21 protein-coding genes are annotated in these 21,259 nt (G+C 38.6%); 9 read left to right on the top strand and 12 right to left on the bottom strand.

Translation table 11 applies throughout. The annotated features are described in order from the left end of the window. Window positions 1–127: 127 nt before the first annotated feature. Genes pilJ through pilG form a run of 4 tightly spaced genes read right to left on the bottom strand, consistent with a single transcriptional unit; the run spans window position 128 to window position 3,614 of the window. Window positions 128–2,206, bottom strand: a complete 2,079-nt coding sequence (gene pilJ / locus F931_RS21230; RefSeq protein WP_016143131.1) for a methyl-accepting chemotaxis protein — start codon at window positions 2,204–2,206, stop codon at window positions 128–130. A 42-nt stretch (window positions 2,207–2,248) separates the two neighbouring features. Then, window positions 2,249–2,785 carry a chemotaxis protein CheW gene (gene pilI / locus F931_RS21225; RefSeq protein ID WP_016143130.1) on the bottom strand — a complete coding sequence of 179 codons (537 nt, stop codon included), beginning with the start codon at window positions 2,783–2,785 and terminating at the stop codon, window positions 2,249–2,251. A 60-nt stretch (window positions 2,786–2,845) separates the two neighbouring features. After that, window positions 2,846–3,208: a response regulator gene (gene pilH / locus F931_RS21220; protein WP_000101096.1), complete on the bottom strand. Its 363-nt coding sequence runs from the start codon at window positions 3,206–3,208 to the stop codon at window positions 2,846–2,848. Between the two features lie 22 nt (window positions 3,209–3,230). Continuing rightward, window positions 3,231–3,614, bottom strand: coding sequence for a twitching motility response regulator PilG (pilG, locus tag F931_RS21215; RefSeq protein WP_000389061.1), 384 nt, complete (start codon window positions 3,612–3,614; stop codon window positions 3,231–3,233). Between the two features lie 284 nt (window positions 3,615–3,898). Here pilG and F931_RS21210 point away from each other — a divergent pair, with 284 nt between their 5' ends. From F931_RS21210 to proS, 4 genes are all read left to right on the top strand, one after another. After that, the gene (locus tag F931_RS21210; protein ID WP_016143129.1) at window positions 3,899–4,537 is read left to right on the top strand and encodes a hypothetical protein; all 639 of its coding nucleotides are present in this window, start codon (window positions 3,899–3,901) and stop codon (window positions 4,535–4,537) included. A gap of 68 nt (window positions 4,538–4,605) precedes the next feature. Beyond that, a complete protein-coding gene (gene nolF, locus F931_RS21205; RefSeq protein WP_080649776.1) occupies window positions 4,606–5,715 on the top strand; it encodes an efflux RND transporter periplasmic adaptor subunit in 1,110 nt (369 codons plus the stop codon). Between the two features lie 15 nt (window positions 5,716–5,730). Further along, window positions 5,731–8,829 carry an efflux RND transporter permease subunit gene (locus tag F931_RS21200; RefSeq protein ID WP_016143127.1) on the top strand — a complete coding sequence of 1,033 codons (3,099 nt, stop codon included), beginning with the start codon at window positions 5,731–5,733 and terminating at the stop codon, window positions 8,827–8,829. Between the two features lie 58 nt (window positions 8,830–8,887). Continuing rightward, window positions 8,888–10,603 (top strand): proline--tRNA ligase, encoded by a 1,716-nt coding sequence (gene proS / locus F931_RS21195; RefSeq protein ID WP_016143126.1) that lies wholly within the window; start codon window positions 8,888–8,890, stop codon window positions 10,601–10,603. Between the two features lie 52 nt (window positions 10,604–10,655). Here proS and F931_RS21190 read toward each other — a convergent pair whose 3' ends face one another. From F931_RS21190 to F931_RS21175, 4 genes are all read right to left on the bottom strand, one after another. Continuing rightward, entirely contained in the window at window positions 10,656–10,997 is a 342-nt protein-coding gene (locus F931_RS21190) for a YegP family protein (protein ID WP_016143125.1), read from the bottom strand. A gap of 211 nt (window positions 10,998–11,208) precedes the next feature. After that, window positions 11,209–11,553, bottom strand: a complete 345-nt coding sequence (phnA, locus tag F931_RS21185; protein WP_004789255.1) for a zinc ribbon domain-containing protein YjdM — start codon at window positions 11,551–11,553, stop codon at window positions 11,209–11,211. Between the two features lie 91 nt (window positions 11,554–11,644). After that, entirely contained in the window at window positions 11,645–12,001 is a 357-nt protein-coding gene (yeaO, locus tag F931_RS21180) for a DUF488 domain-containing protein (protein WP_016143124.1), read from the bottom strand. Between the two features lie 138 nt (window positions 12,002–12,139). Beyond that, window positions 12,140–12,589, bottom strand: a complete 450-nt coding sequence (locus F931_RS21175; RefSeq protein ID WP_016143123.1) for an SRPBCC family protein — start codon at window positions 12,587–12,589, stop codon at window positions 12,140–12,142. Between the two features lie 41 nt (window positions 12,590–12,630). On the opposite strand from F931_RS21175, the gene F931_RS22320 reads away from it, so the two are divergent. The 4 genes from F931_RS22320 to ybeQ all read left to right on the top strand — a co-directional run bounded on the left by F931_RS22320 (window position 12,631) and on the right by ybeQ (window position 15,394). Beyond that, window positions 12,631–12,747: a hypothetical protein gene (locus F931_RS22320; RefSeq protein ID WP_080649775.1), complete on the top strand. Its 117-nt coding sequence runs from the start codon at window positions 12,631–12,633 to the stop codon at window positions 12,745–12,747. 59 nt (window positions 12,748–12,806) lie between these two features. Further along, window positions 12,807–13,529: a CAF17-like 4Fe-4S cluster assembly/insertion protein YgfZ gene (locus F931_RS21170; RefSeq protein ID WP_016143122.1), complete on the top strand. Its 723-nt coding sequence runs from the start codon at window positions 12,807–12,809 to the stop codon at window positions 13,527–13,529. Window positions 13,530–13,675: 146 nt separating this feature from the next. Next, complete coding sequence (locus F931_RS21165) at window positions 13,676–14,386, top strand: DsbC family protein (protein WP_016143121.1); 711 nt, start codon at window positions 13,676–13,678, stop codon at window positions 14,384–14,386. Between the two features lie 183 nt (window positions 14,387–14,569). Continuing rightward, on the top strand, window positions 14,570–15,394 hold the full coding sequence (ybeQ, locus tag F931_RS21160) for a tetratricopeptide repeat protein (protein WP_016143120.1): 825 nt from the start codon (window positions 14,570–14,572) through the stop codon (window positions 15,392–15,394). 33 nt (window positions 15,395–15,427) lie between these two features. Here ybeQ and mdcF read toward each other — a convergent pair whose 3' ends face one another. The 4 genes from mdcF to F931_RS21140 form a co-directional block, all read right to left on the bottom strand. Next, on the bottom strand, window positions 15,428–16,351 hold the full coding sequence (mdcF, locus tag F931_RS21155) for an AEC family transporter (protein ID WP_016143119.1): 924 nt from the start codon (window positions 16,349–16,351) through the stop codon (window positions 15,428–15,430). A 56-nt stretch (window positions 16,352–16,407) separates the two neighbouring features. Continuing rightward, complete coding sequence (locus F931_RS21150; protein ID WP_016143118.1) at window positions 16,408–17,517, bottom strand: NADH:flavin oxidoreductase/NADH oxidase; 1,110 nt, start codon at window positions 17,515–17,517, stop codon at window positions 16,408–16,410. A 9-nt stretch (window positions 17,518–17,526) separates the two neighbouring features. Next, window positions 17,527–19,656 (bottom strand): TonB-dependent receptor family protein, encoded by a 2,130-nt coding sequence (gene yncD, locus F931_RS21145; RefSeq protein WP_016143117.1) that lies wholly within the window; start codon window positions 19,654–19,656, stop codon window positions 17,527–17,529. A 133-nt stretch (window positions 19,657–19,789) separates the two neighbouring features. Beyond that, window positions 19,790–20,356, bottom strand: a complete 567-nt coding sequence (locus F931_RS21140; protein WP_016143116.1) for a DNA-3-methyladenine glycosylase — start codon at window positions 20,354–20,356, stop codon at window positions 19,790–19,792. Window positions 20,357–20,431: 75 nt separating this feature from the next. Here F931_RS21140 and mutM point away from each other — a divergent pair, with 75 nt between their 5' ends. After that, complete coding sequence (gene mutM, locus F931_RS21135; protein ID WP_016143115.1) at window positions 20,432–21,256, top strand: bifunctional DNA-formamidopyrimidine glycosylase/DNA-(apurinic or apyrimidinic site) lyase; 825 nt, start codon at window positions 20,432–20,434, stop codon at window positions 21,254–21,256. Window positions 21,257–21,259: the final 3 nt, after the last annotated feature.

The raw sequence follows: 21,259 nt of genomic DNA, 5'->3' as shown, positions 1-21,259 counted from the left end.
GTCTCCAAAATGGAGAAAAACGACAAGTCAACACCAGAAAAATAGCTGTTTTCCCCAATATTTATCTGGTGTTGTAATACTTTTTAGAAGAATAGCGATTATAGGAACAGCTATTCTCATCCCCAATTTAATCAGGTAATTTAAAGTCCGTTACCGATTCACGTAATGACTCTGCCATGTTTGCTAATTCAGAAACAGAGCGCGCTGTATCGAAAGTTGCAGTGGTCGTTTGTGAAGTAATTTCTTGTACGACTGTCATGGTGGTCGCAATGTGGCTGGCAGATGCAGATTGAAGTTTTGCTGCATCAGAAATGCTAGCAATTAAGTTAGCCAAATCGCCCGATACTTTTTGAATTTCATCCAAAGCAATACCCGCATCTTTTGCTAAGTTCGCTCCACGCACAACCTCAGTAGTGGTTTGTTCCATCGAAATAACAGCTTCATTTGTATCTGTCTGAATCGTTTTAACCAGTGTTTCGATCTGTTTTGTTGCGGATGCTGAACGCTCTGCAAGACGCTGTACTTCGTCAGCAACCACGGCAAAACCACGGCCTGCTTCACCCGCCATAGAGGCTTGAATTGCTGCGTTTAATGCAAGAATGTTTGTTTGGTCGGCAATGTCGTTAATGAGCGATACAATGTTACCAATTTCTTGTGACGACTCACCTAATCGCTTAATACGTTTAGACGTTTCTTGAATCTGTTCACGGATTGTATCCATACCTTCAATTGAACGGTTTACCACTTGCGCACCATTAGAGGCAATTTGTACCGAACGTTCTGCTACCTCAGCAGATTCAGATGCATTTGAAGATACTTGGTCAATCGATTGCGCCATTTCATTCATTGCTGTTGATGCACCAGCAATTTCTTGGGCCTGATGCTCAGACGCTTCTGCCAATTGGTTAGTAATACTTTGGGTATCTTGCGTATAGCGAGCAACCTCTTGAGAGGTTTCATGAATACGGGATACAAGGTCACGTAGTTGGTCAATCGCAAAGTTAATCGAGTCGGCAATCGCTCCCGTAAAATCCTCAGATACTGTTGCATATGAACGCAAGTCACCATCTGCAAGATCGGCGATTTCATCAAGTAAACGTAAAATTGCGTTTTGGTTACGATCATACTCGTCTTGTAATCGAGTAACACGTTGCTTATCCATTACACTACGTAATGTAATTAATTTAAATACTGAGAAGATTAAGCCTGCTAAAGAACTGATTAGCACTGCACCTAAGAATAAAGTAAGCCAGTTCTTTCTTGCTACATCAGATAAATGCCCCAAGTTATCTAACATCACATCTGATTTAGAGAAGATCTGAGAAGATGCCTGACGAACATTGACAATCTGGTTACCATTTTTTAATACCGTGGCAGCAGCAGATTTTAAGACTTTGTCATATTCAGATTTAATACTTTCTAATGATTCACGTAAAGCCGGATCTGCAATACGGTCCACACCCAATTCAGCATTACCATTAAGTTCAGCATTTAAATACGTACCAAACGTATCAATATCTACACCAAAATCGCTAGTCGACACATTACCATCAGTACCACTTAGCACCGAGTTAATAGAACGTAAAATACGTTCGGCAATAAACACTTGGTTTTTAGCAATAATTACCTGACTACTTGGCAAACCTTGACGTGCCATTTGGTCAACCATCAAGTTATATTCTGCCTGAATCTCAGGAACGGTTTCGCTAATAGAGATGTTGGTGTCATATAGCTGGTTAAGGACTTTTTGATGTGCTGAAATCAAATCGATGTTTTTTGAAAGTTCAGTCCACATAACTTGAACTTTTTGATATTCATCAGTCGACTTACCGTGAATATTTTCAATCTCAAGTAAGTTTTCGTTAAAGTCTTTTTGAGACTGCTGTAGCTTGGTGATTGCCTCTTGAGAGCCAGACTCAGTTGCTTCAGTTGCTTGCTTAGAAATCGTTTGAGATAACAAACGTAACTCACCAAGACTTCGAATTAACTGGTTATGACGTGGAACGTTATAGAACAAATAGGCTAGAGAAACTAATGCAAGAACAAAACATAAAATTGCTGCATATAGGATTGGCTTGGACTTTTCACTTTCCCCAAATAAACCGGCAAACTGCTCAATTCTTGACTGGATTGTTGCAATAAAATTAACACCCGATTTTTCGGACGCAACCCGACTGCTGCCTTTCTTTTTAAGCTTAAAGCCCATAGCTTTTCCCCAGAAAAATACTCTGTTTTCACAGCGTAAAAATTAGTTTATAAATTTTGTCGATGCATTCATGTAATGTGGGTTTTGCAATAAACGACTAAATAAAAAAACATGCCAGTGTTGGTTATGTTGATGAAAATAACCTTGGCAATATTCTTTTAGATTTTCCTCTAAGTCTGAACTTTGAGAAAAAAAGCTTTTTTTATTAAAGTGCTGAATCCCCAAAACCTGATCTACGACCAACCCCACATACTGGTCGCGATGGCTAATACACAATACTTTTTGAGTTGACGAAAATGAACTTCGTTGCCCTAAAATAAAATGCGCCAAATCAGACACTGAAAGTAATCTGCCCCGAATATTTGCCAATCCCCTTACCCAACTTTGGGTATTTGGAACCGGTGTATATTTTGGCGGATAGATTACTTCTGACACTTCCCCAAGTGGTGCGACGAAGTATTGCCCTCTCATTTCAAAAGCAATTCCTGACCATCGCTGTGCTTCATTTTGAACTGAAGCGTAATTCTTATTACCCCGTTTAGACAAACGAAGTAACTCGATAAATCCATTCGCTGCCATACTCGATCCTATAAAACGGGTACAAAATGCCCGTTATTTATGTTTTTATGGATGGATGAGTTAATTTAGAAATTGTTTAATTACATCAATCAATTGCTTTTCTTCGATTGGTTTAATCAAATAGTCGATTGCACCTTGACGCTTGCCCCATACACGGTCAGTTGCCTGATCTTTAGTACTCACAATAACAACAGGAATATGCTTAGTGTCTTCATCACGAGTAATCTGACGTGTTGCCTGAAAACCATTTACACCCGGCATAACAACATCCATCAAGACAAGATCTGGTTGCTCTGCTTTTGCAAGAGTTACACCATCTGCACCATTTGATGCTTCAAGTACATCATAACCATGTTTTGTTAGGATTTCTTTAAAACGAAAAGTTTCTGTTGGTGAATCATCTACAATGAGAATACGTGCCATTTTTTTGCCCTCAAATTACTGGTTATGAACTTACATGATTACGAATCGCGTTTAACAATTCATCTTTGCTAAAAGGTTTCGTCAAGTATTCATCTGAACCTACCACACGCCCTTTTGCCTGATCAAATAAACCATCTTTACTAGAGAGCATAATAACGGGAATGTTCTGATAATTTTGAGAGTTTTTTATCAAAGCACAAGTTTGATAACCATCTAAACGAGGCATCATGATATCGACAAAAACAATATCCGGATTTGCTTCTGCAATTTTGGACAAAGCTTCAAATCCATCCACAGCAGTAATGACTTCACAGCCTTCGCGCTGCAATAAAGTTTCTGCTGTACGGCGAATGGTTTTTGAGTCATCAATCACCATTACTTTCAGATTTTGGAATGCATCTTCCATTTAATCTTCCATCCCCATAAATATAAAATATAAATGCAATTTAACTTAAATTTGTTTTTACACATTTATACGCATTTTTAACATATCTCACCTTCTATTTTCAATGAGGCATTTTTGTCTACTTTCTCATTTATAAACAATAACTTTTAACCTCATCACACTTTAATTAAAATTATCATTTTTTTTATAATGACTATATTTTTATTCAACTAAATAATAATTAATATAATGAAGATTAAATATTTAAAAATAAGTGGCTTAGCTATCTTTTTTGGGGATTTTCAATGAATGTTAGGATGAAATATGCCTTTTATAGGAACTGCTTGTCTGTATCTATAGGCATTATTTCCTTCGGATCACTTTTTTTCTTAGCTTCTACACTTGCTATTGCCGATACTTCTAAAGCAGTTTGGTATCGTTATTATGATCAACATGGTATTACCAATATTAGTACATCAGTTACTCCAGCCCATATTCGTTATGGTTATGAAGCGCTTGATCGCAATATGCAAGTGATAAAAAGAAACCATTCTTATAATGCTGAAGCCGATTTAAATCAATCGAGTCAACGAGCATTATTGGCACGACATAAAGAACAAGATATTAAATTAAAAAAAGCTTATAGCAATAGTAAGATAGCGTTGATTAAAAGAGATCAGGCATTAGTGTCTATAAAAAAACAAATTAATTATCAGCAGGAACAACTTAATCAACTACAACAAGACAAAATTTTATTTAAACGTCAGGAAATGGAGTATTTCAGAAAAGGAGAAATAACTCCTGAGCGTCATAAGGCTTTGATTGAAAACAATCTAAATAATATTAATCGGGTTAAACAAACGCTTCAAACACTTTCCAAGACCTATAACCGAACTAACAGTGAGTATGAAAATATTATCGAACGTTTAAAAAAGCTTGAATAACTGCAAAGGTTTATCAAGAATAGGGGCAAAATAAAATTTGAATTATAGGATGATGCTGTATGCACACAATGCATCTCACCCCTTCTACTTTTTTTAAACTGAGTATTATTAGTTTATGTTTAATTTTAGCTGCATGTAATCAGCAAGAAACAACCAAAACTACTACATCAACTCCTGCCAAAATTGAGCTTATTCCTCAAGATCTTATTGCAGTTAAACAAGGAGCACTTGACTCTCAAACTGCATTTACAGGAACTATCCGTGCGGTTCAGCAAAGTTCCATTCAGGCACAAGTGAGTGCAACAGCGACAAATGTCACTGCAAATGTGGGCCAACAGGTACAAAAAGGTCAAGTTCTGGTGAGATTGAATAATCAGGACAATGTTGCACGATTAGCACAAGCACGAGCTAACCTTGCATCGGCTCAGTCACAAGCTGAACTTGCACGTAATTTGATGAACCGAAAACAAAGATTATTCAATCAAGGTTTTATTGCTCGTGTCGAGTTTGAACAAAGTCAGGTGGACTATAAAGGGCAGCTTGAAAGTGTAAAAGCGCAACAAGCCAATGTTGATATTGCAAAAAAAGCGGATCAGGATGGAATTATTACCAGTCCAATTTCAGGTGTGATTACTAAACGGCAAGTTGAACCCGGCCAAACCGTATCAGTTGGACAGACACTATTTGAAATCGTAAATCCAGATCAACTTGAAATACAGGCGAAGTTACCCATTGAACAGCAATCTGCGCTTAAGGTAGGTAGCAACATCCAATATCAGATTCAAGGTAATTCTAAACAATTAAATGCAACGCTTACTCGCATTTCACCTGTCGCCGATCAAGACAGTCGACAAATTGAGTTCTTTGCTGCTCCTAAAGAGAAAATTGATTCGTTAAGCATCGGAGCTTTCATTAATGGAAACATTTTGCGCAATGACACTCATCAAGGCCAAACTATTCCTTTAGATAGTATTCAAAATATGCAACATGACCCGTTTGTATGGGTGATACGCAATCACACCATTCAAAAAGTTAAAATTCGGGTGATTGAACAGCGCTATAACGACAATATTGCTTTAGTCGAAGGTTTACAAAGCTCAGATCTGGTAAGCCGTATTCAATTTGAAGATTCCGACATTAATAAAAAAGTGACGGTTACAACCGACAAAAATAAATAAGGTAGCAAATAGCGTATGTGGTTTACTCGAATCAGTGTGAAATACCCCGTTTTTACCATTATGATGATGCTCAGCTTAATGGTACTCGGGTTAGCTTCTTGGAAACGCATGACTGTTGAAGAGTTTCCAAATATAGATTTCCCATTCGTCGTGGTCACTACGCAATATGCGGGTGCGTCGCCTGAAGCGGTTGAGTCAGATATTACAAAAAAACTTGAAGATCAAATCAATACAATTTCAGGAATTAAACAAATTACTTCACGCTCAAGTGAAGGCTTTTCGATGGTGATTGCCGAATTTAATCTCGATACATCTTCAGCGATTGCAGCACAAGATGTTCGTGACAAAATTGCACCCGTCACAGCACAGTTCCGTGATGAAATTGATACACCGATTGTACAGCGCTATGATCCCTCCTCTAGCCCAATCATGTCGGTTGTATTTGAATCAAACAGCATGAGTTTGGCGCAATTAAGTTCGTACGTAGATAAAAAAATTGTGCCTCAGCTTAAAACTGTTTCAGGTGTCGGTAATGTAAATTTATTGGGTGATGCAAAGCGGCAAATTCGAATAAAGGTTATTCCTGCACAATTACAAAGCTACGGCATTGGTATTGATCAGGTCATTAACACCTTAAAAAATGAAAATATTGAAGTCCCTGCCGGAACCTTACAACAAAAAAATTCTGAACTGGTCGTACAGATTCAATCGAAAGTTATCCATCCCCTTGCATTTGGCGATTTGGTGATTGCCAATAAAAATGGTTCGCCCATTTTTTTAAAGCAAGTGGCAACTGTTGAAGACACACAAGCCGAACTACAATCGAGTGCCTTTTATAATGGAAGAACCGCTGTCTCTGTCGATATTTTAAAAAGCTCCGATGCCAATGTCATTAAAGTTGTCGATCAGACTTATGAAACGTTAGAGAAATTAAAAGATCAAATGCCTGCGGGCTTAAATTACAAAGTGGTAGCTGATAGCTCTAAAGGTATTCGTGCCTCAATTAAAGATGTTGCTCGAACCATTATTGAAGGTGCGGCCTTAGCAGTTCTCATTGTTTTACTCTTTTTAGGCTCTTTCCGTTCTACCGTTATTACAGGTCTAACCTTACCGATTACTTTGCTCGGAACCTTAACGTTTATCTGGGCTTTTGGGTTTAGCATTAACATGATGACACTGTTAGCGCTATCGCTCAGTATTGGTTTACTTATTGATGATGCAATTGTAGTGCGGGAAAACATTGTCAGGCATACTGAACTTGGCAAAGACCACGTCACTGCAGCTCTTGAAGGGACAAAAGAAATTGGTTTAGCCGTACTCGCAACTACACTTACCATTGTGGCAGTATTTCTACCTGTAGCCTTCATGGGTGGTCTGATTGGACGCTTCTTTTATCAATTTGGTGTAACGGTCAGTACCGCTGTTTTAATTTCAATGTTTATTAGTTTTACACTCGATCCAATGCTATCAGCCCACTGGAAAGATCCAGTCAAGAAAAAAGACAATTGGCTACAACGGTTTTTTGACCATATTTCTAATTTGCTAGATCGGCTTGCTCATGTTTATGAAAAGCTATTAAAACTTGCTCTACGCTTCCGTTTCATTACAGTCATTATTGCAATCGCCTCATTATTTGCTGCATTAGGACTATCTAAACTGATTGGGACCGAATTTGTACCTACACCAGATAAAGGTGAAGTGCGTATCCAGTTCGAAACTCCTGTAGATGCTTCTTTGGAATATACTCAAGCAAAATTACATCAGGTCGATCAAATTATTAGGCAATTCCCTGATGTCGTTTCTACTTATGGCGTAGTCAACAGTGAAGTCGACTCTGGTAAAAACCATGCGGGTTTAGGGGTGACCTTAAAGCCAAAACAAGAACGTAGCTCAGATCTTAATACACTCAACAACGAGTTCCGTGATCGTTTACAAACAGTAGCAGGTATTCGAATAACTTCTGTTGCCGCAGCACAAGACTCTGTCTCTGGCGGCCAAAAGCCCATCATGATTTCTATTAAAGGATCTGACCTAAATGAACTACAGAAAATTTCAGATCGCTTTATCGCTGAAATGGAAAAAATTCAAGGCGTAGTTGATTTAGAAAGTTCATTGAAAGAACCTAAACCAACTTTGGGTGTTAATATTAATCGTGTACTAGCAAGTGATTTAGGCTTATCTGTATCCCAAATTGCGAATGCAATTCGACCATTAATTGCGGGTGACAATGTCACCACGTGGGAAGACCGTGACGGCGAAACTTATGATGTAAATTTACGTTTAAATGAAAATAAACGTATGCTTCCACAAGATGTGCAAAATTTATATATCAATTCTAATAAGACCAATGCAACCGGACAAAGTATATTAGTTCCACTAAGTGCAGTTGCAATGACCGAAGAAAAGCTCGGTGCTTCACAAATTAACCGACGTGATCTTGAGCGTGAGGTTTTGATTGAGGCAAATACCTCAGGTCGCCCGAGTGGCGATATTGGTCAAGACATCGACAAAATGCAAAAGGCGTTTAAGCTACCAGCAGGCTATACATTTGATACACAAGGGGCAAATGCCGATATGGCTGAATCTGCGGGATACGCATTAACAGCCATTACCCTATCGATTGTATTTATTTATATCGTGTTAGGTTCTCAGTTCAATAGCTTTATTCATCCAGCGGCCATTATGGCGTCTTTACCTTTATCATTAATTGGGGTTTTTCTTGCCCTCTTCTTGTTCCAAAGCACCCTAAATCTGTTTTCAATTATTGGTATTATCATGCTGATGGGGCTTGTCACTAAAAATGCGATTTTGCTAATCGATTTTATTAAGAAAGCAATGGATCAGGGTGTCAGCCGTTATGATGCGATTTTACAAGCGGGGAAAACCCGTTTACGTCCAATTTTAATGACAACAAGTGCTATGGTGATGGGGATGGTCCCTTTAGCTTTAGGTCTTGGTGAAGGTGGTGAGCAAAGCGCACCAATGGCTCATGCTGTGATTGGTGGTGTAGTTACCTCTACCCTGTTGACTCTTGTAGTTGTACCCGTCATTTTCACTTATCTGGATGACTTGAAAAACTTTATGCTGCGTCAAACTCGACGATTCATGTCATAATGCAGCGATTATCGTATAATCTGCGTTTTTATAACGCTTAACTTTTAGGACTTTTTCCATGCGCGCAAGCCGCTTTTTATTTGCAACGTTGAGAGAAACCCCAAATGATGCTGAAGTGATTTCACACCAGCTCATGTTACGTGCGGGGATGATTCGTAAATTGGCATCTGGTTTATATACATGGCTGCCGATGGGAACACGTGTGCTTAAAAAAGTAGATGCGATTGTTCGTGAAGAAATGAACCGTTCAGGCGCTATGGAAGTATTCATGCCCGTGACTCAACCCGCAAGTCTTTGGGAAGAATCAGGTCGATATGAACAATACGGTCCTGAATTATTACGTTTTAAAGATCGTCATACGAACCCATTTGTACTTGGGCCAACGCATGAAGAAGTTATTACGGATATGGCGCGTAACGAATTAAAAAGTTATAAGCAGCTTCCTGTAAATTTCTATCAAATTCAAACTAAATTCCGTGATGAAATCCGTCCACGTTTTGGTGTAATGCGTTCACGTGAGTTCATCATGAAAGATGCTTATTCTTTCCATGCAACTCAAGAATCATTACAAGAAACTTATGACGTGATGTACGACACCTATAGCCGTATTTTCACTCGCTTAGGTTTAGATTTCCGTCCAGTTCAAGCTGACACAGGCTCGATTGGTGGTTCAGCTTCACATGAGTTCCATGTATTGGCTTCAAGTGGTGAAGATGACATCGCATTTTCAACTGAGTCTGATTATGCAGCAAACGTTGAAATGGCTGAGGCTGTTTTAGTTGGTGAACGTGCAGCACCGACACAAGAACTAAAATTGGTTGAAACACCAAACCAAAAAACAATTGATGATGTTTGCCAATTCTTAAATGCTGATCCAAAGCAATCTGTTAAAGCATTATTGGTTCAAGGCGTTGCTGATGAAAAAGGTAATGTTCCTGTCGTTGCTCTATTTATACGTGGCGACCACGAACTGAATGAGATTAAAGCTGAGAAGCATCCTTTAGTTGCGGCTCCTCTTACTTTTGCAACTGAAGAACAACTTCAAGCATTTGGTTTAACTGCTGGCTTTACTGGTCCACAAGGTTTAGTCGAAAAAGGCTTAACTGTCATTGTTGACCGTGCTGCATCTGTTCTTTCAGACTTCGTTGCTGGTGCAAACGAAGCAGACAAACATGCAGTTGGCGTAAACTGGGAACGTGATGCGCAAATTAGCGAAGTTTTTGATTTACGTAATGTGGTTGAAGGCGATCCATCTCCAGATGGCAAAGGCACATTACAAATTAAACGTGGTATTGAAGTAGGTCATATTTTCCAGCTTGGTACTAAATACTCCGAAGCTTTAGGGTGTAAAGTTCTAGGTGAAGATGGTAAACCATTTACAGTAACCATGGGATGTTACGGTATTGGTGTAACACGTGTTGTTGCAGCTGCAATTGAACAAAACTACGATGACAAAGGTATTATCTGGCCTCAAGCCATTGCACCTTTTGAAATTGCCATTGTTCCAATGAATGCGCACAAATCACCACGTACTCTTGAAGCAGCAGAATCACTTTATGCAGAACTTCAAGCTCAAGGCTTTGACGTATTACTTGATGACCGTAACGAACGCCCAGGCGTTAAATTCTCTGACCTTGAGTTAATGGGTATTCCACACCGTATTGTGATTGGTGAAAAAGGTCTTGATGCGGGTACGTTTGAATATAAAGGCCGCCGAGATGCTGAAGCGAGCAATTTAACGAAAGAAGAGCTTTTAGCTAAGTTAGCGCGTTAATAAATACTAAATAAAAAAGCAGCTTTTAGAAGCTGCTTTTTTTAACTCAACTTTATGCCTGAACCGTTAAGTCTTTAATAGTTGTCGATGAACCATTGTTTTTAACCGACTCAATTCCTTTATCTCGTGAAGCTTCACTTGCATAGAACTGACTCGTGCCAATAATTTGATGATTTGCAGCTTTTAAATTGAAGTAAGGTTTTCCATTCTTTGCAGTTAAACGCTCATATCGGGCGTCATCACCACTATTTTTCTGAATTGATTCAATACCATTTACAGCAGAGGCTTTTGCCTTATATAGCTCGCTATTTAAAATAGGTTCACCATTACCTGCCTTTAGGATAAAGCGATATTGTCCATCACTCGCTTGTGAAATTTCGTACCATCCTGCCATAAAAACCTCATTTTTTTGTTGGTGTGGGTATGACTTTCGTTATTATTCTGGACGAAAGTTTTTTGTTATTAATAACAATATAAAGCCCCAATTATTCCTTGAATAGCCCATTTTTTATACTTTTTCGTAATAAAATTAGAATGATGTTAGAAATTTAAAAAGCAGAGATATATACATCTATCTCTGCTGAAATGTAATAATAATTAACAGTTTAAGCTTTTTTTACAAATTCAGATTTTAATTTCATCTGACCAATGCCATCAATTTTGCAATCAATATTATGGCCATCACTTGCATCTGGAACTAAACGAATCGTTTTTACCTTTGTACCGACTTTAACGACTGAAGATGAACCTTTAATTTTTAAGTCTTTAATTACAGTGACGCTGTCGCCATCTGCCAAGACATTTCCATTCGCATCTTTAATAATTTCTTGTTCTTCAGTAAGCGATGCTTCTCCTTCTTTCCACTCATGTGAACATTCAGGACAAATCAATAAGTCGCCATCTTGGTAAGTATATTCTGATTGGCATTTTGGGCAGTTTGGCAAAGACATGAAAAAAATCTCAAAAAGTATATTATGCGAGATACCACTCATTTTTTAAAGTTTTAAATAAAAGACTTTTACCAAAAAAAAATTTATATATTCATTTTAAGTTTTTACTTAATAAATATTCTTTCAAAATAATTGCATGGTTATTTTCAACATCTTTTGCTGAATATAAAAGCGTAACTGTATGCTCAGCTACAATCTTTTGCAGCTCTTCAACTGTGGAGTTGGTTTCAAGCTCTTTTAAATAACGCTGCTTAAATTCTTCCCAATGATCTGGCGTTGCAGCATGGAACCATTTTCTAAGTTCAGTTGAAGGAGCCACTTCTTTTAGCCACAAATCTAAATGAGCATTCTCTTTACTAATTCCCCTGCTCCATAGGCGGTCAACCAAAATTCGCTTACCGTCACTAGGGTCGGCCTTTTCATAAATTCTTTTAATATGTATATCCATCGTTTTTCTCTGCATACAACTTATATTTTGGAGTTATAAAATTATTCTATATTTTATTCATTTAGAATAAAGCTCAAAAAGAAAAAGTGAGCAGAAATAAATCTACTCACTTTTATATGTGACTCTAAAAATAACTTTTTATTGGTCTGGAATTTCAGCTTCAACTAATAACGTGAGTAAAGATAGTGATTCTTGCCATCCTAAGTAGCAGGCTTCTACAGGAATAACTTCAGGTATTCCTTCTTGTGTAATGTGCACTTCTGTACCCACCATTACCGTTTTTAATGTAATAGTGACTTGCATAGTTCCGGGTAAATTTGGATCATCGAATTGATCGTTGTAGCGAATTAATTCATTTGGAATTAATTCCACATATGTTCCACCAAAAGCATGTGTTGAACCTGTTGAAAAATTGGTAAAGCTCATTTTGTATGAGCCACCAACATTTGCATCAAAATTATGAACCTTGGCAGTAAAACCGTGGGGTGGCAACCACTTTACTAAAGCATCTGGATCTAAAAATGCACGATAGACTCGCTCGGCTGGAGCCTTAAACACACGATGAAATTTTACTGTTCCTGTTGTCATCGTATTCTCCTTATTTTAATTTCCCTAAAATTATTGAAATTATCGTTATTAGCTTAAACCTTCCAATTTATCCAAACGTATATTTTTGGTGTTTTTTTAAACTAAAAATCGGTATACAGCACAAAATCAAATTACGAAAACTATGGCTGATTTTTTAGTAAAAATGGAGCAAAATAGTCAGCAATCATAAAGAAACATATTGAATTTGAGATTAATCATGAGTCTGCTCGCTTTCTCCTCATATGCTTTAAACGGTGTAGATGCACAAAAGTTTTTACAAGGCCAAGTTACTGTAGATACTGAACGTTTAGCTGAAAATACAACTCGCTATACAGCTATTTGTGATCTTAAAGGTCGTATTCACTTTGGCTTATGGCTAAAGAAAATTAATGCTGAAAGTTTTGAAATTGTAGTTACTCAAGATCAAGCTGAAGAGTTTGCCAAGCACATTAAAAAATATGGCGCCTTTTCAAAAATGACCTTAAGTGAACAAGGCATTGTGTTCCCAAAAGTAGTGAATCATCAAACTGAGTTCACTACTGCTGAAACTGATATTTCTGAATGGCAAAAACAAGCCATTATGACTGGTCAAGCTTGGATTACACAGACAACGGAACATGAATTCCAACCACAGGAATTACGTTTACATCAACGTGAAGGCGTCAATTACGACAAGGGCTGTTACTTAGGCCAGGAAATTGTGGCACGCCTTTGGTTTAAAGCAAAACCAAAACACTGGTTACATCTTGTGCAAGGTACAGGTGAAGCACCAGCTTCAGCAACTCAATTAAATAACGATGTAGAAGTCGTTAATAGTATTGCAAATGATGAAGGCTATCTTGCTTTAGTTGTAGCTAAACCTGCTGCTCTTCAAGAGTTAGGGGTTCAAGTTCTTGAGTTACCAGAAGCTTTAAGTGGCGACGTAGCAAGACCACAATAATAACTTTTATTAGTTCAAACTGCCCACTGCTAAGTTAGTGGGCTTTTTTATAGATACAAAACACTAATGATTTCATTATATTAGAACGTCAATTTTTTAAGCTTTATATGCCATCATTAGCCCTGTTGTAATTCAAGAGAAAAAAGATGAAAACTAAACTTGCTACACTCATGTTGGGTCTGGCTATTTTCGGTTCTGCTCACGCTGATGTTAAAACACTTGAACAAAATCTTAAGACGAATTATCCCGATTTGCCTGTAAAAGGTGTTTATCAATCTCCTGTACAAGGTATTTATGAAGTGTATACAAGCGGTCGCATTGTCTATACAAACCAAGATGCGAAATACTTTTTTGTTGGTAATTTAGTCGACATCAAACAACAAAAAAATATGACTGAAGAACGAATTGCCGAATTGAGTAAGATTGACGTTAAAAGTTTGCCATTAAATCAGGCCATTAAATATGTAAAAGGTAAAGGCGAACGTACGATCTATATCTTTAGTGACCCTGATTGCCCATATTGCCAGCGTCTAGAACAAAATATGGTTGGGGTTGATAACGTAACGGTATATGTATTCCTTTATCCTCTCACCAGTTTGCATCCAAATGCTGAAAAAGTTTCAAATCAAATCTGGTGTTCAAAAAATCCGGCAGAAGCTTGGACAAACTACATGCTTAATCGCAAATTGCCAACAAATAGCAAAAGTTGCTCAAGCCCAATTCAGAAAAATATCGCTTTAGGTCAAAAATTAAATATCGATGGAACACCTACTCTGTTCTTGCAAGATGGCCAAAGACTCTCTGGTGTACCAACTGATGCCAAGCAAATTGAAGCATTACTTCAGTCAGCAAAATAACAATATTACCCACTCCATTTTATGAATGTGGGTGGGTATTTTTCTCCACAATTTGCCCAAAGTGCAGTGCTTTATATACAAATCGGCTGTTTACTTTCATCAATCAATATTTATGATGAGAAATTGAAACTCTTTAATGCATCAATGGATTGATGTAGCTACGAAGTAAAAGGTTAAAAAGAAATGAAGAAATTACTAATCGCAAGCCTAATCACCCTTTCAAGTGCATCAATTTTTGCAGCTGATAACACAGCGACTGCTGCGAAAACCGATGTTTTCAAACAAGCTGAACAACTCTATGCAGCAAAAAATTATTCTGCTGCATTTCAGGAAATGCAACGCTTAGCCCAATCAGGTAATGCCCAAGCTATCTATAACTTAGGCTATATGACTCAAATGGGCCAAGGTACAGCAAAAGACTCTTCTAAAGCCCTTAAATACTATGAAGACGCTTCAAATAAAGGCTACGCCCAAGCAAGTTACACGCTTGCACAAATTTATGAGACTGGTGAATTAGGTGTTGCTAAAGATAGCAATAAATTCAGTCAATATGTTCAAAAGGCATCTGCTCAAGGTTCTGATGATGCAACTGTAAAAATTGCGACGATTTTATTTGCTCAGAAAAAACCGCAGTCACATCAAATCGCCCTGCAAAAATTGGCACCTTTAATTCGAAAAGGCAACTACCCTGCGATTCAGGTCAAAGCACTTTACGATATTAGCCAAGGGGTTGAAAATAAAAATCCTTTAATGAAACGCCAAGGCATTGAGGCTTTACAGTCAATTGCACAAAAAGGTTATGCACCTGCTTCTATGGCTTTAGCAACCATGATGGCAAATGGCAATATCATTCCGCAAAATCTACCTGAGGCCAAAAAGATTTTTACTGAACTTGCCAATCAAAATGTTCCAAATGCTAAAGAATCGTTAGCTTCGGTTGATAAGATTATTGCAGAAAAGAGCAAACAGGCTGCCAATGCTCCAACACAGCCAGTACCGAAAAAATAATGAATGATATAAGCCCCTCATGGGGCTTTTCTTTTACCACCACAAAGCAATCAGCCCGCTAACACCAATAAAACCAACAATCGTACTAATCATAAGCGGTGTTAATGCTTTTTCATTTAAGCCATAGGCTTGTCCAAAAATTCCAAAAGCAATCGGCATTGGTAAAGCAGCAATTAATGTTCCTGCATAAAGCATTTCACGACTTACATTGGGAGTGATCAAAAAGAGTGAAAAAATCACGGATGGCATGAGGATAACTTTCAATATCGCCAACAAAACGCTTTCTATATTTACTGTTGTAATTCCAATACCGACTAGACTTCCGCCAATGGCAAACAAAGCCAAAGGTGAAGCTGTACGCCCAAGTAACTCAAGTGATTGATCAAGCGTTGTAGGAAGGTTAACATCTAAAAGAATGCATCCCATCCCAACCAAAATAGCAATAATGACAGGATTCTTAAGTAAGTTTAAAAAAGTCTGTTTTAAAAGCGGCAAAAGATTTTGTTGTTGATGTAAACCAGCTTCGGCCAAAATCAACATGAGTGCGACAATCAATAAATTTTCAATAATAAGTGTTAAAGAAATATAGATCGCAGCATGATTACCTATCAGCATGGTCAAAATAGCCGTTCCCATAAATCCAGTATTGGACATAGATGCACCCATCGAGATGACGGCGCTATGAGTTAAGCTATTTTTAAAATATTTTCGATAGAGAATGAAAGCCAAGAAAAATAAAATTAAGGACCCTCCGCCATAAGCAATAAAATAAGCGGGATGCCAAATATCTTGTAAATTTTTATTCGCCAATGAGTGAATTAAAAATGCGGGTAAGGAGATTTTAATTACGAATGCGCTAAGTGCCCTGATTTGTTCAGGTGTTACCAATTTGATGAGAACACAAATATAGCCCATCAATAGCAATATCAAGATAGGTAAAATAACCTGAAAAACCACTGACCGTCCTCACTTAGCGAAAGAAAAATGGGCAAAGATGACTTTGCCCAATACAATTAAAAAGAGTTAAAAAGCTGTTTTAATCCATGAGGTTGGCAACGCAAATACTGAGGTGCAATTTTAACTTCTGCACCTAAAGCGGCTGCTGCATGCCAAGGCCATCTTGGGTCATATAACATTGCACGAGCAAGACCAATAGCATCGGCTTGCTGGTTTTCCAAAATTTGTTCAGCGTGGTCTGGCTCAGTAATTAACCCTACAGCAATGACTGGAATAGACACATGCTTTTTGACTTGTTCAGCAAAAGGAACTTGGTAGCCGGCTCCAATCGTAATAGATTGATGCTCGTGCAAACCACCACTAGACACATGCACGTAGGCTGCGCCCAATTGCTCTAAAGCTTTTGATAAACCCACTGTAGACTCAATATCCCAATGCTCAATACTTTCTAACCAATCGGTCGCAGACAATCTAACACCTACAGGATAACCTTCTGGTACAGCGAGTTTAATTGCCTGAAGAACCTCAAGGGTCATACGCATACGGTTTTCTAAAGAACCGCCATATTCATCAGTTCGCTGATTCGCAATTGGCGATAAGAATTGATGTAGTAAGTAACCGTGCGCCGCATGAATTTCAATCAACTCAAATCCAGCCTCTACTGCACGTTTTGCAGCTGCAGCAAAGTCTTGTTGAACTTGTTTAATCTCAGCAATGGTCAAAGCATGGGGCGCTGCATCATGCACTGAAAAGGTACTTTCACTTGGAGCAACCGTTTGCCAACCATGAGGCTGATCTTTTGCAATCTGACCTTTACCTAACCACGGTTTTTCAGTAGATGCTTTACGGCCTGCATGTGCTAACTGAATTCCAAATGGCATCGGTGAAAGTGTATGAACCTTAGCTAACAACGTTTTGATTTGGTCACGTTGCTGATCATTCCACAGTCCAAGGTCAGCATAGCTAATTCGACCTTCAGGCTGTACAGCAGTCGCCTCCACAATACAGAGCCCTGCACCAGACAATGCATAATTTGCCCATTGCTGTTCATGCCAATAGGTAATTTCACCGTCATCTGTTGCCGAATATTGGCACATCGGAGCAATTACAATTCTATTGACCAGTTGTAGTGAACCAAAGTTAACCGTTTCAAATAATTTTGCCATTTTTAATTCCTAGAATTGCTTAATTACACGTAAACCTGCACTCCAGTTACGTCCATCCGCTGGTTCAAAGTAGCGTCCATTACCATCATTTACGATCACTGAACCTGCATAGTTTTTATCAAATAGGTTATCGACACGGGCAAAGCTATTCACTTTCCAATCGCCCATTACCCATACATAACCAACATTAGCTGAGGTTACACTGTAGCTCGGTGCTGCGTCACTGTTGGTATCATTCACGTATACTTTATCCATATACTGTACATCTACACCACCATATAGACCGTGCGATGGCTGCCAAGCCAAAGAGGCATAAGCTTGGTTTTTGGCAATTCCAGGAATGGCATTGCCTGATGGAATTTGAGCAATATTCCCTAAAGCTGGAATATCAGCATCAAAAGTTGCATCTAAATATGTATAGCTTGCAGTCGCTGTTAAATCTCTCCATAACTTTTTATTCCATGCAAATTCTACCCCCTCACGCAAGGTTTTATCTGCATTGCGGAAAGTTGATCGGCCATTTGAGCTTCCAGCAGAAACGATGTCATCTTTGGTTTTAGTCTGGAATACCGCCAAAGTAAAATCACCTAAATAGTTTTGTGATTTTAAGCCCGTTTCATAGGTATCGCTTGTTGATGCCGTTAAATCAAAATTAAAACCACTTTTGCCGTCTGGTCGATATGCCATTTCAGTAAAAGTGGGTGTTTCAAAGCCTTTGGCATAACTTACATAGGCCATAAGCTCAGGTATAATTTGCCAGCTTAAAGCAGTAGAAGGTAAAACTTTATTATAATCAGTCTTACCACTATCATCGCCATTGCTTAAATAGTTATCTTCCGACTTATAGTGGACATTGCTATAGCGTACACCTGTATCTAAACGCCATGTTGGTAAGAACTGCCATGAAGCTTGCAAATAGGGGTCAATATTCCACAAAGTATTGTCTTCATCACGGCGTAGATTACCTTTGACGCCATAAGAAGGCTGACCGTTTACTAAATTAAAGTTTTCGAAACCTTTACGGTCTTCATCCATTGCATCAAGTGCAACACCAACGCTTACAGTGGTATTTGAAAGCAACTCTTTACCTGTCCAACGGAAATCGGCACCATAATAATTACGCTCAAAATCAATCACTCCACCCGCATGGTTTACATTCGCATCTTGTGTTGACTTAGGAATAGATTGATATTGAGTCACTTGGCGATTACCTAAATATGCCATCGCATAAAGCTCATTATGGTCATTAATCGGTTTAGACCAAGTCACACCCGTTTGAGTCTGCTCAATATCTTTACGGACATTAAATTGCTTTAAAAATGGGACTTGTTGCTTCGGATTGGCATTCCACTGATCACGGGTCAAGCCCTGCGGATCGTCTGCATGGATTTTGACATAGTTGGTCACCCAGTTGATTTTACTACCATCATCAAGATTCCAACTGAGCTTTGCATTGTTTAATACTTTTTCTGCACCGCTATGTTCTCGGTAACCATCCGTATCGAAATATGATGAACTAATAACATAGCTTGGTTCATTCGCGCCCTTTGCCCCGCCTTGTAGCACGAGTCCTGCTCTGCTTTTATCGTGGCTGCCTCCCGAATAGCTCAGCTCAATTGAGTCCTTCCCTTGCCCTTCTTTAGTAGTCGTTAAAATTGTCCCGCCCGATGAGTTTCCATAAAGTGAAGAAAAAGGTCCTGTTAGAACTTCAACATGATCCAAACTACTTAAATCGATATTAGACGTTTGGCCTTGTCCATCTGGCATTGTCGCAGGAATACCATCCACATATAGACGAATACCACGGACACCAAAAGTAGAACGTGCACCAAAACCACGCATAGACAGTTGTAAATCTTGAGCATAATTTTCACGATTGCGAAGCTGTAAACTCGGGACACCCTTCACAACTTCAGTTAAATTTACTTGTGAAGAAGTATCAGCTTGAGGTGCATCTATTCGAAAAACCGAAGCTGGTGTTTGCAAATAGGTTGTATCGGTACGTGTCGCTTCCACATGTAAAGTTGGCAATTTGGCCACGTCTGAATTTAAGTCTTCTGCCCACACAATCGGGCTAGAAATACAGCCCATACTCATCAAAATACAGTAATGAAGTCGGTCTAAGCGTAATAATGACATGCTTATTTCCTTTGTTTATATTGTAGTTATGATAACAAAAGCAGTGTCTTGTCTGGCTATTGAATTCGGTCTGTATTGTTGTAAATCTGGAACAATCCTCATCAATATCCAAAAATTTACTTCCAGATTAAAATTATCGACTCAAAGATGGATGATCTTTCCAGCAATATCGTTCAGGCCAATCTTTTGCCTCTTCGGCATAATCAATTCCAATACGTGGCGTCAATACCACTTCTGGCTGTGTTGATGCTGCTTCCACCCACAAACCAGATTCTTCACCCAAAGTCTGGCCTTTTAAAGATCGATCAATGCCTAAATAACGGGTCAATTTGCCCGGTCCAGCCAAAAGCTTATAATCTTTTTTGGTTGAAGCACCACTTAAAAATGCAGAACGAATCATTACCCCTTCAGGAATACCTTCTGTCTGAGTAATAAGATTAAGCATTTCATACATGCCATAAATTAAATAGACATAAATCGTACCACCAGGGCGATACATTACATCTGTTCGTGCTGTCCGTTTATCATTGTAGCTATGGCAAGCTTTATCGCGAACACCCAAATAAGCTTCTGTTTCACTAATTGTAGAGCGGATGACTTGACCATCAGATTGCCGCTTACACAATACGCAACCGATTAAATCATAAGCCACTTCTGAGGTTTCACGTTGAAACCAGCTTAATGGTAAAATATCTGACATAGTAATCTCTGAAATATTACATACCACACGTTATACTTGATTAATCCAGTATATCTGTTAATTCTGCGAGTTGGCATGCCTGAGTTACCCGAAGTCGAAACAACCAAAACCAGTTTATTTCCGCTATTGAATCAAAAAGTTCAAAGTATAGAGGTACGTAACCCAAGTTTACGTTGGCCTATACCAGATGATGTTCAAAAACTTGTTGGACAACGTCTGATTGGCTTAAATCGACGTTCAAAATATATTTTGGCAGAATTTGAACAAGATCAAATGCTTTGGCATTTAGGAATGTCAGGTAGCTTTCGCCTGTGTCAACCGAACGATGAACTGAGAAAACATGATCATCTGATTATTCAATTTGAAGATCAACAGTTACGCTATCATGACCCACGTCGTTTTGGCTGTATTCTTTGGCTTAACCCAGAAACTCAAGGCAAACTGATAGATACTTTAGGGCCTGAACCTTTAAGTAACGACTTTCATGCAGAATATCTAGCTTCCAAACTTAAAAACAAAGCTGTCGGCATAAAAATTGCACTTATGGATAACCATGTTGTAGTCGGTGTAGGCAATATCTATGCAACCGAAAGCTTGTTTAATGTGGGTATTCACCCAGCCCAGCCCGCTGGTGACTTAAGCATGCAACAAATTGAGAAACTGGTTGTCGAGATTAAACGTATTTTAAAGTCGGCAATTGAGTTGGGTGGCTCGACTTTACGAGACTACAGCAATGCCATGGGAGAAAATGGTTATTTCCAGCAAACATTGCTTGCTTATGGTCGTGCTGGAGAAATGTGTGTTAACTGTGAAACCCCATTAGAAAACTTGAAACTTGGTCAGCGTGCCAGCGTATTTTGCCCACAGTGCCAACCGCTTAAAAAGCTGAGAAAGCCTTAATTT

The organism is Acinetobacter pittii ANC 4050, assembly GCF_000399685.1.
GTDB lineage: Bacteria > Pseudomonadota > Gammaproteobacteria > Pseudomonadales > Moraxellaceae > Acinetobacter > Acinetobacter pittii_E.
The sequence above is the reverse complement of the archived record's forward strand: the minus strand, read 5'-3'. Positions and strand labels throughout refer to the sequence as shown.

What these genes read in the sequence shown, in the direction of transcription:
- pilJ (WP_016143131.1), bottom strand. Translation starts at nt 2,206, where the DNA reads ATGGGCTTTAAGCTTAAAAAGAAAGGCAGCAGTCGGGTTGCGTCCGAA.
- pilI (WP_016143130.1), bottom strand. Translation starts at nt 2,785, where the DNA reads ATGGCAGCGAATGGATTTATCGAGTTACTTCGTTTGTCTAAACGGGGT.
- pilH (WP_000101096.1), bottom strand. Translation starts at nt 3,208, where the DNA reads ATGGCACGTATTCTCATTGTAGATGATTCACCAACAGAAACTTTTCGT.
- pilG (WP_000389061.1), bottom strand. Translation starts at nt 3,614, where the DNA reads ATGGAAGATGCATTCCAAAATCTGAAAGTAATGGTGATTGATGACTCA.
- F931_RS21210 (WP_016143129.1), top strand. Translation starts at nt 3,899, where the DNA reads ATGAATGTTAGGATGAAATATGCCTTTTATAGGAACTGCTTGTCTGTA.
- nolF (WP_080649776.1), top strand. Translation starts at nt 4,606, where the DNA reads ATGCATCTCACCCCTTCTACTTTTTTTAAACTGAGTATTATTAGTTTA.
- F931_RS21200 (WP_016143127.1), top strand. Translation starts at nt 5,731, where the DNA reads ATGTGGTTTACTCGAATCAGTGTGAAATACCCCGTTTTTACCATTATG.
- proS (WP_016143126.1), top strand. Translation starts at nt 8,888, where the DNA reads ATGCGCGCAAGCCGCTTTTTATTTGCAACGTTGAGAGAAACCCCAAAT.
- F931_RS21190 (WP_016143125.1), bottom strand. Translation starts at nt 10,997, where the DNA reads ATGGCAGGATGGTACGAAATTTCACAAGCGAGTGATGGACAATATCGC.
- phnA (WP_004789255.1), bottom strand. Translation starts at nt 11,553, where the DNA reads ATGTCTTTGCCAAACTGCCCAAAATGCCAATCAGAATATACTTACCAA.
- yeaO (WP_016143124.1), bottom strand. Translation starts at nt 12,001, where the DNA reads ATGGATATACATATTAAAAGAATTTATGAAAAGGCCGACCCTAGTGAC.
- F931_RS21175 (WP_016143123.1), bottom strand. Translation starts at nt 12,589, where the DNA reads ATGACAACAGGAACAGTAAAATTTCATCGTGTGTTTAAGGCTCCAGCC.
- F931_RS21170 (WP_016143122.1), top strand. Translation starts at nt 12,807, where the DNA reads ATGAGTCTGCTCGCTTTCTCCTCATATGCTTTAAACGGTGTAGATGCA.
- F931_RS21165 (WP_016143121.1), top strand. Translation starts at nt 13,676, where the DNA reads ATGAAAACTAAACTTGCTACACTCATGTTGGGTCTGGCTATTTTCGGT.
- ybeQ (WP_016143120.1), top strand. Translation starts at nt 14,570, where the DNA reads ATGAAGAAATTACTAATCGCAAGCCTAATCACCCTTTCAAGTGCATCA.
- F931_RS21150 (WP_016143118.1), bottom strand. Translation starts at nt 17,517, where the DNA reads ATGGCAAAATTATTTGAAACGGTTAACTTTGGTTCACTACAACTGGTC.
- yncD (WP_016143117.1), bottom strand. Translation starts at nt 19,656, where the DNA reads ATGTCATTATTACGCTTAGACCGACTTCATTACTGTATTTTGATGAGT.
- F931_RS21140 (WP_016143116.1), bottom strand. Translation starts at nt 20,356, where the DNA reads ATGTCAGATATTTTACCATTAAGCTGGTTTCAACGTGAAACCTCAGAA.
- mutM (WP_016143115.1), top strand. Translation starts at nt 20,432, where the DNA reads ATGCCTGAGTTACCCGAAGTCGAAACAACCAAAACCAGTTTATTTCCG.